Genomic DNA, 18,356 nt, shown 5'->3' with positions numbered 1-18,356 from the left:
TTTTGGTTTATCCTTGAGTTCTGTTTACATCAAAGTTTGCACCACCATATCCATACGTTCCAGTCATATTGCACCAAGGACAAGTGCTGACTTCTTCAGATCCAACACAATGAATTTTGCCACACACACATAATGCAAAGGCAAATTGATTACCACAGCAAGGGCAAGTAGGAGCACCTATCAATTCGCTTGTATTAATTTTTAGATTGGCATCATTTCCATCTGATAATTCATAATATGTGTTATCCAATTGAAAAGCACCAACCAATCGATAACTTACGGTTTGATAATTTAGTCCAGCAAAACCAGAGTTATTAATAACTTTTTTATACTTCATTAGGTAAGGGCGTTTTGTGTTCTGACATTTGCCTGACAGCACCACAAAATTATTATCTACATAGGTACGAGATGGTTTTGATTTAGACAAATCGATTTTAGTAACTATTTCTTCGTCTAGTTTCGATAACTCAAATCCAGATGTATTTTGTTCAACCCTTTCGCTACTTGTCTTGATAGAGTCAGTTACCCATTTGAAAAACTGTTTATAAGATTGAGCATCAGTGTTTTTAAATAAAAGTACATTCTCTGTCAATTCTCCCAGAAGATTTGTGTTGTTTTCATCTCCAAACGAAATAGCAACCATATTGGCCGTTCTTGCCCAATTTTGCTTCCATTCAGCAATGGCAGCAGATGTATCATCAGTTGGCACACCATCGGTAAACAAAAAGACTATTGGTTTCCAATCTCCTTTACGTTCATAAGTTGTTTTTACTATATTAGTACGGAGTTCAAACATTAAATGCCCCAAGCCTTTGCTCAATGAAGTTCCGCTACCAATTGGAAACTTTGGAGGGTAAAAATTTACAATTTCTTGTAATGGAACAATTGTTTTTGGTTGCCCGGCAAAGACTATTATCGAAACCCAAACCGTTTCAATTGAATAGGGGTCTGCCTTAAGTGTCTGAATAATAGTAGCTATACCCTCTTCTACCTGCTGAATTTGCTCACCTACCATTGATTCAGAGATGTCAATTAAAAAATAAATGGGTAGTCGTCTCATGTTGTCAAAAAAAGTTGTTTAGTACCAAAAGTATAATCAATAAAATTATTTGCGTCATATCAAGCGACAAACCATTGCCCACTTTGAATGGCCTTATGAATGATTTTAAACCATTTAATATCGGACTGAAAATCTTCTCAAAAAAAATAAACACACCCAGATAACTATTGCTTAACTTGTCCTTAAATGGTAGTAGTTTTGAAAAAATAAATAAGCCTGTTATTAATACATTTAGAAATAGTTTTATTAGCATCTGAAGGTTGGGTTAGGCTATTTTACTTAAATGGTTTATAGAGAATTAAAGATGTTCAGGGAAATTATAAATCAAATCACCAAATTTATTTCACTCGGAGGTGGTGGTAAGGCCACGCTTTCGCCGGTTCCTTGACTTTTATTGCCCTGCTCAATAGTTTCTGAAACCCATTTGAAAAACTGTTTCAATGTTGTGCTATCTGCATTATCAAGATGAACCACATCGGGTGTTAATTCTTTCAACAGGCTGTCATCTGCCATTGACCCAGCCGCACAACAGACAATCGCTCCAAAGTTTAAAGATTTTATTTTAGGAATCATTTCTCTATACAACATCAAGTCATTAGGCTTACCATCAGTAAAGATAAACAATAGAGGTTTCCAATCTCCTTTTTGAGTTTCAGTGCCTTTAATTACTTCTTTTTTCGTTTTTTCATAGAGCATCTCAAGTGCTTTCCCAGTATGGGTTGGCCCACTTTGAGGGCAAGTTATTTCTGGCAACTGGAATAAAGCCAACTCAGTAAGCGGCATAAGTTCTTTTACTTCTCTATCAAATGTTATCATTGATAGCCAAAGCGAATCTAATGCCTGTGCATCTGACCTTAAGGCATTTAACATTCCGATAAGTGCATTGTTTAATGCCTGGATTGGCTCACCATACATTGACCCTGAGGTATCTAACAAAAAATAAACGGGGAGTCGTCGCATTGTTAATAAAAATTAATTTCGTTCTTCACAATCTAAAAAATGTCTGAAAAACTAAATTGTGCCGGAAATTTCGTGATTATAAATTTGTGATATTATTCCAGCACAATTGTTTTCGTAAAATAAAATTTAAACAACAATGTTCAGCTCTGGCGGCGGAGGGGGCAATTCATTTAAGCCGGTAACTTCTTTACCTGAATCCTCCACTTTTGTAGAAGAAACACCAATTGATGCTGTTACCCATTGGAAAAATTTAGCAATACTTTGCCCGTCAGCAGTATCTAAACTTACAACATTTTCAGTAATTTGTCTTAAAACCGAAGTGTCTACCCCGCTACCAGCGGCACAAGCAACAGTGTATGCGGTTTTTCTTTTGCTGAACTCATTTAGTCCACTTTTCCAATCATCAGTAGGTACACCATCTGTCATAATAAACACTAGAGGCTTCCAATCACCTTTACTTTCGGTTGTGGTTTTGGCAACTTCCTTATCAATACAAGCAGCCACTAATTTTAGTCCTTCACCTAGAGCAGTGGTTCCGGAGGCTTTGATATCTACCATTTGAAAAGATGCTAGATCAGTGAGTGGAATGATTTGCCTAGCAGAACTATCAAAAGTAATAATACTAAGAAAGGCTGTTTCTATTGCTTGTGGATTTTGACGCAATGAACTTATCATTATCTGGACACCATTTTTTACTGCTTCAATTGGCTCGCCACTCATTGACCCTGAAGTGTCTAATAATAAATAAACGGGTAGTCTTCTCATTGTTATTGGATATTGTAAGGGCAACTCGAAGAGTTTCCTTTGTTTAAATTTAAGTTATTGTAAACTGAGCTTCCAGTTTGCAACGACGTATCATTTTCTAAAGCATTATTTTACGTGTTCGTTGCATCGTTTAGATCATTTTGCATTAAGTTAAGACATCACTTCTGAGGTAATATCTCTTATGCCGCCTATGTGTTCTATTAAAGCACCAATGGTGTAAGCGGGTACCCATAGCATATCCTGCCAGCCAGGTAACAAATTCATGTTCATGAATCCTGATCAATATTTAGCCGGATTTTTACCTGCCCAGATAAAATATATGTCGGAACTACGTCAAGGTGTCATTATAAAGAAGGAAACTGTAAATGGATAAAGCACAAATTTTCTACCATGGTTGAAATAGGATTTAATTTGACCAACCGATAAACCTTCGATATTATTTATTTGGCTTGACATACTAAACAGGGCTTTAATTTTTCTTTAACAAATAGCATCACATAGGATATGCTATTTGTTATAAATAACTCTTTATAATGCGATGAATAGTCTGTCCTAAAAATATATCTTCGGTAGGGTCTCCAATAGCATTAAATTTCCATTCACTACCTTTCTTATAGAGTTTCCCCATTATAATTGATTTTTTGCCCGAATATTGATTTTCAGCACTTACGTTATAAGAAGCAAAAACTTCTTTTACAAATGTTGGAGTTCCTTCATACATACGAATTTTTGAGTATGGTATTTGCGAAAAGTCCTCTTTACCTGCATTATTTAAGAAGAAAAATATTTGGCTCACATTTGCGGCAATTTTAGATAAATCAACGGTTATGATTTCGTTATCCAAGCCATCATCCCCACCGGTATCTCCTGCCAAATCATCTCCGGTATGTCGTAACGCATTATCTACGGTTTGTAATTTTCCTTTTGGTAATCCAAATTTTTGCAAAACTTCAACACGATATAATGGTGAATAAAGGTGGTCGCAAAGGTTATTCTGATTGTCAAACAATATACAACTCAAATCTAAATCTACTTTTTCTATCGTTTTTTTATCTCCAAAAAAGCCCTTCTTTATTGTCTCAATTGCACCCCAGTTTACGCCGACACAAAAATTAGTAAGTGTTGAGCCATTTTCTTTTCTAAGGTCAATTCTTTGACCTTTGGTTAAATTAATTGCCATTGTTTTATTAGTTATATTTATTTAAAAAGTCTTCTAGTCCTCCTTTCATACCAGTGCCTACTGCTTCAAACTTCCAATCGTTGTTGCGTTTATAGATGCGTCCAAATTCTACAGCAGTTTCTACAGAAAAGTCTTCTTCTAACTCATATTTTAAAATTTCAACATTATCGGAGTTGAAAATTCTAACAAAAGAGTTACGGATTTGTCCAAAATTCTGTCTTTTGCTCTCTGCTTCATGTATAGTTACAACGAGGCAAATTTCATTTGCATTGGGATCAATTTTTGACAAATCAACTTTAATTTGTTCATCATCTCCGTCTCCATCTCCATCAGTATTATCGCCAGTGTGTTCTACACCGCCACAAGGTGTTTTTAAATTGTTATAAAAAACAAAATGATTATCAGAAAGTAATTTTTTGTTATCACCTAACACAAAAACAGAAGCATCTAAGTCAAAATTTGAACCTGTTGAGGAGTTGTTGGTATCCCATCCTAGACCGATGGTAAATTTTGGGGCGTTAATGTTTTCTCTTTGCCCTTTTTGAAGATTAATTGCCATTGTATGAAAGTTTATGATTATTAAGTAAAAACTTTTTAATATTATTCAAATTTGGTTTGTATGATTCAATTATATGGTAGCCGTTACCCAGTGCCAAATCGTACAAAAGATTAATAAACTCTGTAGTTTGCTCTTGTATAAATAAATTGAAAACAGATGGTTCGGTGTTAAGTATGTATTTTACCAGCCGTGTATTAAAATTGAAGCCTTCACTGTTAATGATACTATTCAAATGAAAGATTGATTTGACAAAATGGTAATTTAGAAAGTTTTCAATGTTTGGATGAATGTTCTTATTTACCAACTCAGCAAAATAAACCAGATACGTTTCATTGGTTAGATTATATTCTGTCAACATTCGGGTTATCATCATTTCATGGCTGCCAGTAATTCGGATATCATCCAGGAACAAAAGTGTTTTCCCTTTGATAAATTCTTTGTCAATATGAAAAGAATCATTTTTAATTAAATTTATTCTTTCTTCTGCGTTCAGTTCGCCATAATCCTCCTTGTATGTTATTGTGCGACTGACTTTGGTTTCCTGCACTACCTGAAAACCGTTTTCTGATAACCAACGATTGAGTGTAAATACGAACTGGTTTTTCATGGCAAAAGTGGCAGTAGGTATAAAAGAGTAGGGGCTCGAAATCACAACAAGCTGTTCCTTATTATATTTACAAATGAGCACTTGATTGATGAATTCAATTGCTAAATTTTTGCCAAATAATTTAGCGGCAAGATTATCACCAAACTTGAAACGGCTGTAGTCGTCAGGATTAAAACTAAAGCTGTCAATATCGGAGATTTTGTGTAGAGAGAATGAATGAATCATTTAATTCAGCAAATTTAAAATAGTTTTGTCATTTGAATTTATTTGAAAAACATTAACCCCTGCTAACAGACCACCTTCAATATCTGCCTTAGGGTTATCGCCAATATGAATAATGTCGTTTAATTTTATTGGTGACTCGTTGTGACTATCAAAAGCAGTTTGTATCATTACATCAAAAAAAGAACGATTAGGTTTTGATAAACCAACTTCATCTGAATAAAGTTGAAAATCAAAATACTGAGCAATTTGAAGCTTTTCTAATACTCTGCGTAACGTTTGGCCTTTTATAAATGCTGTGTTGCTTAAAATTCCAATGGTACTTATATTTGATTCCTTTATTCTTTTTAGTATTTCTGGTGTTTCGTTGCTATATAGAATTGGCAGATAATTAAAAACCAGAGTCTCCATTTCCTGATATAACTTTTCTAAATTAATGTCTAAAAAAGCAGCTGAACCATCATTTATCAGATAAATAACCATTAAATACATCTCATCAGCATCAATGTTTTTACCTGTTTTTTCATTAATAGCGTTGCATATAATATCTACGTGCCTAAATATTTTCTCTATTTCTTCAATACTTTTTTTGGGGCTGAAATTAAAGTTTCTGTAAAAAAATAAGGCTCTTTCTTTCTTAAAATCAGGATTAGATTTGATAAGTGTTAGCCACAGGTCAAATGAGTAATGTTTATAAAGTTGCATTAAAGAAAAATTTACTTTCTAGAAATATATATGTCCTTTTAAAATCCCTACAAAATGGTCTGCTGAACGCGGTTCACCAATGGCAGAGTGCTTCCAATTATTATTTTGACGATAGGTTTCTTTAAAAATCATTGAACGCATTCCGTTACATTAAAAACTATTTGAAATACTGTAAAGCACAATTTTCTTACTATTTGTATCAGATGATTAAATAGAATCATTATCTAAACTACCCTAATGCCAGCTTTTTAGATACCCTTGATAGATACAGAAAATAAACATGAATGTAATTTACCTAACAGGAGCAGAATTCAGTTTTACAGTTATTTGCTCGTCATTCAATCTCATTTGCCATTCAAATTATCTCTAGTTTGTACAATTAGTTTATCATCGGTTTTTGGTTTTACATCCCTGCCTAAACCATTAATGATAAAAGTTGAGACGAATGTTTTTTACTATGTCATTTTTTCATAAGTCGATAATTTGACCTTCTACCAGGTTTAAAACCACGATTTATTTTGAAATAATGAAAAGCCGAGTAAATCTTTCATGAACTATTTTGTACTAAGGATTTCTTTTTAACTGTTTGAAAATCCTTAACTCTTGACCATCGATTTCAATATGCTCGCCAAAATTTCAAATAGATTGGTGAAATGTTTATTATCTAAAGTATTGTTTACCGCAAAATCAATGTGTACGGCAGTTTTTTTTGGTAAGTCATACCACTGCTTTATTGGCATTGATACCACAGCCAACTTTATAATGAAAATCTGCCACTCACTTGCCAAAACCGAAACCTCTAAAGAAGAACCTGTAATAGCTTCAACTATTTCTTTTTTTACTGTTTAGCTACGCTGAGTTTAACCAATACTAATTGCTTGAAAATTTAATTTTTTTAACATTGATTGAATTGCAACAAAGAAAGAATCGCTTTGGTCTTCATTAAAACCTGTCATCACAAACACTGGTTTAGCGTTCAATTGTGGGCAATTACTTTCATATTTTAACGCTAAACCTAGTTAATGTCAAATATTCTATCGTTGCAAATTTTAATTTACTTTACTATAAAATTTAAAATTGGGAAGATTTGCTCAGTTAAATTATTTATAACCGGCAAAGCAATTTGATAATAGAAATTTTAATGTTGCTTAAGTTTCTGTTTTCCAGATGTTTTAAGAACTGTATTACGGTTAAGTAGTAATTTTAGTCAACAAGCTGGTCTTTTTTCCATTAAACGATTTTGGGCAGTTTCTTCTAATCATCAATTAGTCACAAAGTTGATAGAAGAGAATTTCTATTCTATTTATTACTTTTTATTACATTCTTAAAAGTTTTATATTGTGGTTTATAATCGATTTGGTTACATCTGAACAGATTTTCTTTATCAATTTTATTACTATAGGTTATATCTAACAACAGAGAATTAAAATTTAAAGAGGCTTTATTTCTAATGATTGACAACTCTCAATATTGATTCTTATGTCTTTCAAATAATAAATATTTTGCACAGCGGCTCAGGTAAAATCAAACTTATTAAACACCTCACCAAGTTTACAAACGGTATGTAGACTTTATTCTTAATAAATTAAAACTTTTAACCGCGGTATTTTGCATTTGATACGCAATTACCAATAAGTAATTTACCTCGTAGAAACATTTATTTCTACTCTCAAACTAAACTAAGCTTTAATTTAGATATTTACCTATCAATTCGGTAAAATTATCATTGGGACTAGGATCACCAATTGCTCTAAATTTCCATGTGCCATCTTTACGATAAATCTCCGCAAAAGTCATCGAACACATCCCATTATAAGTAGCATCATTTGAAAGATTATAACGAGCTATTTCTTTACCCCTCGCATCTATCGCTCTTATGAAGGCATTATTAACCATTCCAAAATGCTGATTATTTAATCTTCCCTGGTAGATAGTAACTAAAATAACGATACTTTGATACTCAGAACTTAATGAATCTAAAGATACAATGATTTGTTCGTCATCGCCATCACCATCTCCTGTCCGGTTATCACCTGTTGATTTAATATGTCCGGATGGGTGTTTTTGATTGTTATAAAATATAATGTCGCTGCCTATAAAGTTAAATTTATTACCATTAAATTCAACCATTCTACCCAGATTTGCAATTTTCTTATTTGAATCTAGAACAAAAGCAACAACATCCAGGTCGTAATCCGAATTAGACGAATTTAAGTTCTTTTTACGAATATCCCAACCTAAACCAATAATTACTCTGGTCAAATCATATACTTCGCCTTTATCATTTTTTCTTAAGTCGATAGTTTGCCCTTTTTGAAGATTTATTGCCATACTTTTTGAAGATTTTTGTACTCTTTTGAATAGTTTTTTAATTCATACACTTAACAACCGCCAGGACTAAACCAATAATAGAAAATATGACTTTTATTATTGCGCCAAAGCCAACTTCTTCTTCGGCAGGCTCAGACTGCTGCGAAACTTGTCCATTTTGAGTACAATACGTAATAGTGGCGATGTCTAAAATATGCTGTGCTTCGGAAGGGCTTGCTCCTTTGGAAATCAATGAGTTGATAATACTTTCGTGAGGTAAGTCAGCAGCGTATAAAGAAATTGCAAATTGCAATAATGAATTGTTCATTTTTATTTATAGTAGGTTTTTTTATTTAATAATTTGCCCTTTAAAGTACTTAGCAAGAAAAAACGCCAAATCTTCTTTATAGCCAATACCAGATGCCTCAAACTTCCATTTACCTTCACGCTTATAAAGTCTGCCAAATTCTATACCGGTTTCAATCGAAAAATCTTCTCCAAGTTCGTATTTGGCTATTTCAGTACCTGTAGAGTCATCAACGATACGAATATAGGAATTTCGTACTTGTCCGAAATTTTGCTTTCTTGCAAAAGCTTCGTCAATAGTCACAATAAATAGTATTTCCAATATTCTATTGTCAATCTTATTTAAATCAATTTCAATTGTTTCATCGTCTCCTTCTTCACTATTTCCACCGGTAGGGTCATCACCTGTATGATGAATTGCTCCATCCGGAGAATCATTATTACCATAAAACACGAAAAACTCTTCTTCAGGAAGGAGTCTGTTTTTATCAATCGAGATTGCAGAGACATCTAAATCGAACTTAAATCCAGTACCTTCGTTGGGTGTCCAGCCAAGCCCAACACTAATTTTAGATAAACCAATATCTACTTTTTGTCCTTTTGTTAATGTGATTGCCATTCGAAATATTAATAGAACTTATATGATTGATTTAAAAGAATCGCAAAATATGAATTAATAAATATTTTTCAAGTTTTTGATTAAACAATTTTTTGTTAATTATTTACAGTGCTGAAACAACGGAATCCATTCAATTTTCAAGGTCTAAATAATCGATACAATTAGTTAGAAATGGACAATTGGTTGCGAGTTTAAATCTCTTTTACTCTTCTATGAAGAGACCTTTACTGCTTAAAATCCCAGGCAAAAATGCTCTGCCTGGTTTTATTCTATGCACCGTAAATTACCATGTCAATGTAAAGTTTATGGCGAAGTAACTCATGAGGCATACCTGTTTTTATTGGATAGGTTTGTATCAGCTAGCCAATTGTTTGGCTTTGCCTTTTTTAGTATAGGTATCCTTTCTGTTTCATCTGCAATAGCTACTAATTTCTTCTATGCTATGTGTTTTAGCTCTACCTTTTTTAAGCTGGTTACGAACTCTTTAATTTAGTGGTTTTATAGGTCTTTCATAGAAATATACGTTTGCCGTAACTCTACCTTGATTTAGTCAACTATTTTCAGGAATAGACGAATACCACTGGTTGAAAAAAGTACTTATATCCGGTTGCCTGCACATTGTGCCGGAGATAAATAACCCATACTGATGGACTGAGATTTAACTTCTTGAAATATACAAATAAGCAGAAACCTAAAAGCTAGTAGATTTTTTTTCATTATGATTGATAACAGAAATAAAAAGTTTGCAAACCCAAAGAGTAACTTTGATGCGAAATGTTTCAGGAATTGATATTTAGCAAATTACTTATTTTCAGAAGTATTTTTGTCCAACAATAAATAACATAAAGTCACAATGAATAAATATCTGCAATTTAAGTATGCCTGATGACATTTCAAAAAAAGAAACGATTAATCTGGAATTAAAATCTATCATTTCCTTTTTTATTCCTGTTAACGGTTATGTAAACTGAACTGTGTCATTTTAACTAAATTTTCACCTGACTCAGTTAAATTTACAGCCGCGTTTTAGGCTCCGGAATCCGGGGTTTAGTTTTTATAACTACTTATCCGCCAAGCCACAGTTTAAATTGCGGCATCCGGCTTCGGCTTACAATTACCTCTGCATTGCGATCACTCTTCAATACAATTTTGGCTTTCTCACTAAAGTACTTGTGTATACCTTCAATGCTGTTAATATGTATAATATACTGCCTGTTTACCCGAAAGAAAAAAACCGGGTCTAGTTGTTCTTCCAGCTCCTCAAGTGTGTAAGGGACAGCAATGGTTGAGCCATCAAGGAGCTTAAAATGTACTATCTTGTGTTCGAGAAAAATATAATCTATATCATTTACCGAAACTACCTTGTATGTTTCGCGATAATGCAACAGGAACCGGCTTTTATATGTTTTTTGCTGAGCTCGCAGAATATCAAAAATACCATTCACATCTTGCGCCGATAGTAATGAACGGTATTCGTTTACTTTTTCTATGGCTTCTTCCAACTCTTCTTTTGCCACAGGTTTCAACAGGTAAGCGGCACCATAAACCTTAAAGGCTCGCAAGGCGTATTCATCATAAGCTGTTGTAAAAATAACAGGCGACTCAATCTTTACTTCTTTGTATATTTCGAAAGACAAACCGTCGGCCAAGCGGATATCCATAAAAATCAGGTCCGGAGCCGGGTTGGCATTCAGCCATTCAATACTCTCCTGAACAGTAGGTAAAACCGCCAGTAAATGAGCATTTCTGGCTACCTTTTCTACCATGCTTTTCAGTAGTTCGGCATTGTGCTGTTCGTCTTCTATAATCAGGTAATTCATTGTGCAACCAATACATTTAACAGCGGCAGTTTTACTTCAAATGAAGACGCCGTTTTAGTGATTTCCGGTATTTTGCCTTCTAATAGCTGGTACCGTTCCATAATATTTTTTAAGCCCATTCCTGTACTTTTATAATCAATATTGATGGGCTGCAGGTTGTTTTTTACTACAATTTTACCATCTTCTGCGCTTTCAATAGTTAAATTCAAGGGCTGTTTAATGGTTGAAATATTATGTTTGATGGCGTTTTCGAGCAATAGTTGTAAGGTTACGGGTGGAATACCCTTTCTTTTATCTGAATCTGAAATATTGGCCGTTAAATGAATGGTTTCACCATGCCGTATCTTAATAAGATGAAAATAGGTTTCTAAAAACTTCAGTTCTTCTGTCAGAGGTACTACATCCGTTTTTCCGGTGGCCAGAATATACCGATAAACCTTTGATAAGTTAGCCAAAAATTCCTGCGCGGCTTTTTTGTCGGTTTCAATCAGTTGGGTTAGTATGCTAAAATTATTGAACAGAAAATGCGGGTCAAGTTGTAACTTGAGTATCTGCAATTCAGACTGAAGGGCATTTTCTATCAACTGATGAGAAAATAACTCCAATTTACTACTTTCAATCACTTTAGCTTTCCATTGTTCAAAGAAGTAATAAGAATGGTAAAAGCTGTTTACAAAAGCAGCTACTAGCATATTAACCACCAGATAACTTCTCAGACCTTGTTCGCTCTCTTTGATGTCTGTCGCTGTCTGCGGATAATTCCAATCATAAATCACGTTTTCAAGATATAGCAATAAGAACATACAACAGATAACCACCCCGGTAGTGATGAGAAAATGCAGAAGCATGTGATTTCTGAATACATTTTTTTGATTAATCCACCCGAAAATGAGTCTGATCATCCAGAACAGAATGCCGTACATCAAAATACCACCGGCAATGTTAAGGCCGATTTCAAACCATTTGGCTTCTACATAAAAATACCAACAACTACTTTTTGGGTTAAGAAGATACTGGATAAAATTAGCTAATGCCAAAGAAACCGGCACGCCACTCCAATGGAAAACACGTTTCCAGAAAAGGCTGCTGCGGGTTGTTTCCTGGTTCTCCATTTAATTTCCTCCTAAGGCTTTGTATGTGGCAATATAAGCATTTATTTCTTTTTGCGTAACAGTTATAAACGCCAAATTGGCTTGCAGGTAGCGTTGCTGTACATCCAGCACTTCCAGATAGTTGGCTTCTCCGGCCGCATAGAGCATCCGGGCATCAGCTATTGCCTTTTCCATAGCTATTTTGCGGTTGTTTACTTCTGCCAACTGCACTTTTATCTGGTCGATATGGGCCAGCGAAGTACTTACTTCTTCAACCGCTACCAGCACCGACTTCCTGAACTCATGCACGGCTGCTCCTTTTTGATGCACCGCCTGCTCGTATGCAGATTTAATATTGCGCCTGTTAAAAACCGGCTGGGTTAAACCTGCCGAGAAGGTTCCGAACAGAGAAGCGGGTACTGAAAACCAGGTACTTGCCTTAATTGCGTTCAGCCCACCTTGCCCCGTAACAATTAAACCAGGGTAAAACGCTGTTTTTGCTATGCCAATTCTTGCATTGGCGGCCTGTAAAAGTAATTCCTGCTGTTTTACATCAGGGCGGTTGGCTAACAATCCGGCAGGAATACCGGCATCAATATCTATTCTGAAGGCCCTGCCTTGCAATGCCCCCGGGCGCTGAATGTTACCCGGGTAATTGCCGCTTAAGGTTCGCAGGGCATTTTCCTGCGCCTGTATGCTGGCTTTTATTTCCGGAATTAATGCCCGGGTTTCTGCCAATTGTGCGGCTGATTGCTGTACTGCCAGCGAGGTGGCGTCTCCTACAGAGCATTGTGTTTTTAGTAAACCAAGTGTTTCCGTCATGGTTTTCTCCACCGCTTGCGTAATCCGTAGTTGTTCGTCAAGACCAAGCAGATTATAGTAAGCCTGGGCAGTAAGGGCCACCAATTGTACCCGTAAAGCCCGGCGGTTTTCGGCACGGCTCAGGTAATTTGCCAGGGCCTCTTCACGTTGTCTTTTAAGCCTGCCCCAGAAGTCAATATCCCACGATACAGCCGTGGCCAGATTATATTCTTCAAACAAAAGGTTGCCAGCAAAAGACCCCACCATACTGTTTTTTGAAATTCTTTGCGCACCCGAATTAATCTGCAGGTTAATATCAGGCAGATAATTGAGTTTTACACTTTTTAAGGATGCTTCTGAGGCCACCATCTGTTCTGATGCCACAAGTAAATCAGGATTGTTTTCCATCACCTGGTCAAGCAATCTTATCAGATACACATCTGAAAAAAACTGCTGGTAGGCGGGTAATTCGGCCACGCTGTCGGCTACTGATATTGAATTACCGAATGAGGCCGGAAGGCGCAGCTCCGGGCGGGCATAGTCTTTCGTTACCTTGCACGATTGCAAGACGCCAGCAACCAACACAATGGCTATGCTATATTTGATGAGTGTTTTCATTTTAGTTTGCTTGCCTGCTACCGGTTATTTTATCCTGCAGGTTCTGGAAAATCATATACAAAACCGGGATTATTATTATACCCAATATTACCCCACTTAACATTCCACCCGCAGCGCTGATACTGATAGACTTATTACCGATGGCTGTTCCGCCTTTGGCAAAAATCAACGGTATTAATCCGGCTATAAAAGCAAAAGATGTCATCAGAATAGGCCGCAGGCGTAATCGGGCACCGGCAATACCTGCATCATAAACAGACATCCCGGCTTTGCGTTGCTGAATGGCAAACTCAACAATCAGAATAGCATTTTTGGCCAATAGCCCTACAAGCATAATTAAGGCTATCTGCACATAAATGTTGTTATCAATACCTGCCAGCCTGGTAGCCAGAAATACCCCAAGAATACCGGTTGGCAGCGATAACATAACCGACAAAGGCAGCAGGTAGCTTTCGTACTGGGCAGCCAGCAGAAAGTACACAAATAATATGCTTAGCCCAAAAATAAACACCATTTGCGAACCTGAATTGCGTTCCTGAAGGCTCAGCCCGGCATATTCGTAACTAATACCTTTGGGCAGTTCTTTTTTCATTACCTCATCTATTACATCCATAATTTTACCACTGCTTATACCGGGTGCAGCATTCACATTTACGCTGATACTGTTATACAAATTATACCGGCTGATACCCTGTGGGCCATATACTTTTTTGAGTGTAACAAGCGTGGCAATGGGTACCATCTGGTTTAGGTTATTCCGTATCATGATATTGTTCAATGAAGATTCGTCTTTCCGGAACTCGGCCTCTGAGCGTACATTTACCCTGTACAACCTGCCAAAACGCACAAAGTCTGTTGTTTGCGACCCCGTCAGATAAAGCTCAAGGGCATCCATTACTTCTTTTGGGGTTAATGCCAGTTGTTGTGCCTTATCTTCGTTTAGTATCACCTCATATTGTGGGTAATCACTTCTGAATGTAGTAAATGCCGTACCAATCTCTGGCCGTCCGTTCAATGCCGTTATAACTTTTTGGCTGATGGATTCAAAGGCAGAAATGTTTCCTGAAGTCCGGTCCTGTAACACAAATTCTACGCCGCCCGCCGTACCAAAACCTTCTACCGCAGGGTTGCGGAATATAAGAATTTCGCCACGTATTTTTCCTTTCATTGCACTTTCTATTTTGTGCATCACCTGGTTAATTTCTGATGTTTCTCCGCGGTCTTTCGGGTTTTTCAAAGTAATAAAACCCATAGCGGCATTTGGCGAAGACCCCGAACTGAAAAGGCTGAAGCCCGTAACTGTGCTTATACTTTTTACCTCCGGCTGTGCCATTACAATTTTTGTGGCTTTCTCCATTTCTTTTGTAATAAACTGTAAATTGGCACCAGCCTGAAGGTTAACCACAAATGTCAGGTTGTTGTCATCTTCTTCCGGTACAAAGCCTTTCTGAGCTGTATTCATCAGAAAAAATGCACCGGTAGAAATAGCTACCAGCGCTACCACGGTTATCATTTTTCTTTTACCAAAAAACTTTACGGCCCTTATGTATTTATGGGTCAGTTGCTCAAAACCCACATTGAAGGCAACAGCAAAGCGCCGGGTAAAATTCTGTTTATCTTTGCCCGAATCATTATGTGTATTTTTCAATAACAAGGCGCATAATGCCGGGCTTAATGTAAGTGCATTTACTGCAGATATAAGAATGGCAATGGCAAGTGTGTACGAAAACTGCTTATAGAATACACCCGCCGGGCCTTCCATAAAGCCTACCGGAAGAAAAACTGCCGACATAACCAGTGTAATAGAAATAATGGCACCGCTGATTTCGCCCATGGCCGAGGCCGTGGCTACCCGGGCGGTGTCGCCGGTTTGCTGCATTTTGGCATGAACGGCCTCAACAACCACAATGGCATCGTCTACCACAATACCAATAGCTAACACCAGCGCAAATAGGGTTAATACATTAACAGAAAACCCAATGAGATAAATAAAAAAGAATGTGCCGATGATAGAGACAGGCACGGCTATGGCCGGTATAATGGTTGAGCGGAAATCCTGAAGAAAAACCAGCACCACAATAAATACCAGAATAAAGGCCTCTATTAATGTCCATTTCATCTGAGAGATAGAAGCATCCAGCCGGTCTTTCATACTTTGAATTATCTCGAACGAAATACCGTCAGGCGCTGTTGTCTGAAACTTTTTAAGCGATTTTTCTACCTCAATGGCAATGCTGTTGGCATTAGAACCACTGGCCTGAATCACTGCAAAAACTACCGAGGGTTTTTCGTCTGTAAAGGTATCGCTTGAATAATTGGAAAGACCAAACTCTATGCGGGCAACGTCTTTCAGCCTCAATACTGAACCATTGGTTTTTGAACGGAGAATAATCTGCTCAAAGTCTTCCGGTTTGTTTAACTTGCCTTTGTAGCGTAAAACATACTGTAAAGATGCGTCAGTTTCCTGACCCAGGCTTCCCGGCGATGCCTCAAAGCTATAGTTTTGTATGGCTGTCTCAACATCGGCAGGCACAAGGCCATAAGATGCCAGCTTGGCCGGGTTAATCCAAACCCTTACGGCATAGTCTTTTGCCCCAAACATATTCACGTTTCCTACACCGGGTATTCGCTTCAGCTCAGGAATAAGATTAATATTGGCGTAATTCTGTAGAAAAGCCTCATTGTATTTATCGGGTTTATTGCTATTGATGTTTACAATCATCAGATTACTGGTCTGCTGCTTGGTGGTATTCAGCCCGAGGCGAATCACCTCTGCCGGTAGTTGCGCGTTAGCTTGTGCCACACGGTTTTGCACATTTACAGCAGCCTGATCCGGATTAACGCCCTGTTTAAAGATGACGGTAATAAAAAAGCTGCCGTCGTTAGATGAGCCGGAGGTCATGTACTGCATATTCTCTACCCCGTTTATTGCCTGCTCTAATGGTGTAATCACCGAACGAATTACACTCTCAGCATTGGCTCCGGGATAAACGCCCGATACAAATACAGTTGGCGGCGCAATTTCAGGAAACTGTGTCATCGGAATCCTCAATAAACCCACTATACCTAAAAGAACCAGTATAATTGAAATAACGGTAGCCAGTACGGGCCTTTTTATAATCTTGTTTAACATTTTTTCAAATTTTAATTAACCCCTTTAGGTGTTATAATAGAGTTTTCAGGGATGCTCGCCAATTCATTGGCCACAATTCTGTCGCCAGCTTTGAAACCTGACTTCACAATGAAATAATCTCCTGATTTAACATAGTCTTTTAGCGCCACCCATTCCATTTTATTTTTACTATCAAGTAAGCCCACAAACAATTTGTCTTGCACCTCGTAAGTAGCCAGTAACGGAATTTTATAAACGTTTTGCAGGGTTGAACTTAACAATACTCTGCCTGTGTTACCGGTTCTGAGCAATGATTCAGGATTGGGGAAAGAAGCCCTGATTATAACCGAGCCGGTAGACTGGTCAAACTGGCCGTCCATCATATCAATTTTTCCGGAATGCCCGTACTTATTACCATCGGCGAGCAACAAGGTTAATTCAGGATAGCTTTTCAGTTTTTCAATCAGGGTTTTTCCTGGGCGCGAAGCATTGATTTTCAGTATTTCATTTTCAGGAAGCGAGAAGTAGGCGTAGATTTCATTTACCTGCGACAAAGTGGTTAATGCCTCAGAGTCGTTTGGTCCTACCAACGCGCCTGTACGTTTCAGGATTCTGCCAATGTAGCCACTGATGGGTGCTTTTATAATAGCAAAGCCAAGATTTATATCAGCAGACGCAACCAATGTTTGTTGTTGCTGTACGGCAGCCCTGGCGTTTTCGTAGTTGATTCTTGCTTTTTCGTATTGAAAATCTGCTACCACTTTGTTTTCGCTCAAAACTTTGTATTTGTCAAGTTCTAGCTGAGCCGCCGCCAGTTGTGCTTTGGCAATTAAAAGCGCCGCCGATGCCGTATTTTTCTGTTCACGGTAAATGCTGGCATTAATCCTGAACAGGGGCTGCCCTGCTTTTACGAAAGCGCCTTCGTCGACATATATTTTTTCTATGTAACCGCTTATCTGCGGGCGGAGTTGTACGTTTTCCTTACCCTGTAAACTGGTTGGATACGTTTGATTGACCAAGGCTTCGGTTGGTTGCAGCACGATGATTTCAGCCTGTATGTTTTTCGATTCGCTGAGGGTATCATTCTGGTCTTTTTTACAGCTTTGAAAAAGCATCATAAACACAAAAAACAGCGCTAAGCATCTTTTGATTTGGGGCATCAAAAACTTCATTTTTTCTTCGATTTTAACTAATTCTTTTATCAAAATTAGCGTATCTATAACCTTGCCATTGTGTCATTCTGACTGAAGTGAGGAAAATCGGAACTGAAATGCAGAAATCCGGCTTCAAGGTTAAAGCCAGCCGCTTGAATACTGGTAAGTTTAAGTACGTCTTTATTGAGCAAAGTCAGCTAAAATCATTTCATAAATCAATTACCATAAACCAGAAATTATTTGTTTTTAGCGGCGTATGGGTATCTATAAAATGTAGAGTTTCGGTTGTTAGAAAACCTGGCTGTACGCCAGGCATGAAACTATCCCCCCTCAATACACAACTTTTTCCAGTATTTTTGCGTTATAGTATTAAATCTGCCGGTTTAGATTCTTAATTAGTATTCTCTAGTTGCTCTCTCTTTTTTTATTGTTGTATATACGGCATGCAGCACTTTACCCCAAGTTCT

15 protein-coding genes are annotated in these 18,356 nt (G+C 37.1%); all 15 read right to left on the bottom strand.

Annotation, left to right across the window (positions count from 1 at the left end):
- Positions 1–7: 7 nt before the first annotated feature.
- Complete coding sequence (locus MB380_RS15040; protein WP_253526235.1) at positions 8–1,060, bottom strand: TerY-C metal binding domain-containing protein; 1,053 nt, start codon at positions 1,058–1,060, stop codon at positions 8–10.
- A 324-nt stretch (positions 1,061–1,384) separates the two neighbouring features.
- Positions 1,385–2,020 (bottom strand): VWA domain-containing protein, encoded by a 636-nt coding sequence (locus tag MB380_RS15035; RefSeq protein ID WP_253526233.1) that lies wholly within the window; start codon positions 2,018–2,020, stop codon positions 1,385–1,387.
- A gap of 126 nt (positions 2,021–2,146) precedes the next feature.
- Positions 2,147–2,785: a VWA domain-containing protein gene (locus MB380_RS15030; protein ID WP_253526228.1), complete on the bottom strand. Its 639-nt coding sequence runs from the start codon at positions 2,783–2,785 to the stop codon at positions 2,147–2,149.
- Positions 2,786–3,299: 514 nt separating this feature from the next.
- Positions 3,300–3,965, bottom strand: a complete 666-nt coding sequence (locus MB380_RS15025; protein ID WP_253526227.1) for a TerD family protein — start codon at positions 3,963–3,965, stop codon at positions 3,300–3,302.
- A 7-nt stretch (positions 3,966–3,972) separates the two neighbouring features.
- Positions 3,973–4,524, bottom strand: a complete 552-nt coding sequence (locus tag MB380_RS15020) for a TerD family protein (RefSeq protein WP_253526219.1) — start codon at positions 4,522–4,524, stop codon at positions 3,973–3,975.
- On the bottom strand, positions 4,514–5,356 hold the full coding sequence (locus MB380_RS15015; protein ID WP_253526217.1) for a phosphoribosyltransferase family protein: 843 nt from the start codon (positions 5,354–5,356) through the stop codon (positions 4,514–4,516). The genes MB380_RS15020 and MB380_RS15015 overlap by 11 nt, the downstream gene beginning before the upstream one ends.
- Positions 5,357–6,058, bottom strand: coding sequence for an HAD family hydrolase (locus MB380_RS15010; protein WP_253526215.1), 702 nt, complete (start codon positions 6,056–6,058; stop codon positions 5,357–5,359). It abuts the gene before it with no gap.
- A 1,686-nt stretch (positions 6,059–7,744) separates the two neighbouring features.
- On the bottom strand, positions 7,745–8,389 hold the full coding sequence (locus tag MB380_RS15005; RefSeq protein WP_253526213.1) for a TerD family protein: 645 nt from the start codon (positions 8,387–8,389) through the stop codon (positions 7,745–7,747).
- Between the two features lie 37 nt (positions 8,390–8,426).
- On the bottom strand, positions 8,427–8,696 hold the full coding sequence (locus tag MB380_RS15000; RefSeq protein ID WP_253526196.1) for a hypothetical protein: 270 nt from the start codon (positions 8,694–8,696) through the stop codon (positions 8,427–8,429).
- A gap of 21 nt (positions 8,697–8,717) precedes the next feature.
- On the bottom strand, positions 8,718–9,293 hold the full coding sequence (locus MB380_RS14995; protein WP_253526194.1) for a TerD family protein: 576 nt from the start codon (positions 9,291–9,293) through the stop codon (positions 8,718–8,720).
- 1,064 nt (positions 9,294–10,357) lie between these two features.
- Entirely contained in the window at positions 10,358–11,113 is a 756-nt protein-coding gene (locus MB380_RS14990) for a LytTR family DNA-binding domain-containing protein (RefSeq protein WP_253526185.1), read from the bottom strand.
- Positions 11,110–12,225 carry a sensor histidine kinase gene (locus MB380_RS14985; protein ID WP_253526183.1) on the bottom strand — a complete coding sequence of 372 codons (1,116 nt, stop codon included), beginning with the start codon at positions 12,223–12,225 and terminating at the stop codon, positions 11,110–11,112. The genes MB380_RS14990 and MB380_RS14985 overlap by 4 nt, the downstream gene beginning before the upstream one ends.
- Positions 12,226–13,623: an efflux transporter outer membrane subunit gene (locus tag MB380_RS14980; protein ID WP_253526174.1), complete on the bottom strand. Its 1,398-nt coding sequence runs from the start codon at positions 13,621–13,623 to the stop codon at positions 12,226–12,228. It abuts the gene before it with no gap.
- A gap of 1 nt (position 13,624) precedes the next feature.
- Positions 13,625–16,756, bottom strand: a complete 3,132-nt coding sequence (locus MB380_RS14975; protein WP_253526172.1) for an efflux RND transporter permease subunit — start codon at positions 16,754–16,756, stop codon at positions 13,625–13,627.
- Positions 16,757–16,767: 11 nt separating this feature from the next.
- Positions 16,768–17,895, bottom strand: a complete 1,128-nt coding sequence (locus tag MB380_RS14970; RefSeq protein ID WP_253526170.1) for an efflux RND transporter periplasmic adaptor subunit — start codon at positions 17,893–17,895, stop codon at positions 16,768–16,770.
- Positions 17,896–18,356 lie beyond the last annotated feature (461 nt).

Origin of the sequence: Emticicia sp. 21SJ11W-3, assembly GCF_024138715.1 — a bacterium.
GTDB classification, from domain to species: domain Bacteria; phylum Bacteroidota; class Bacteroidia; order Cytophagales; family Spirosomataceae; genus Emticicia; species Emticicia fluvialis.
Note: the sequence above shows the minus strand (reverse complement) of the source record. Positions and strands in the feature narration are given on the sequence as shown.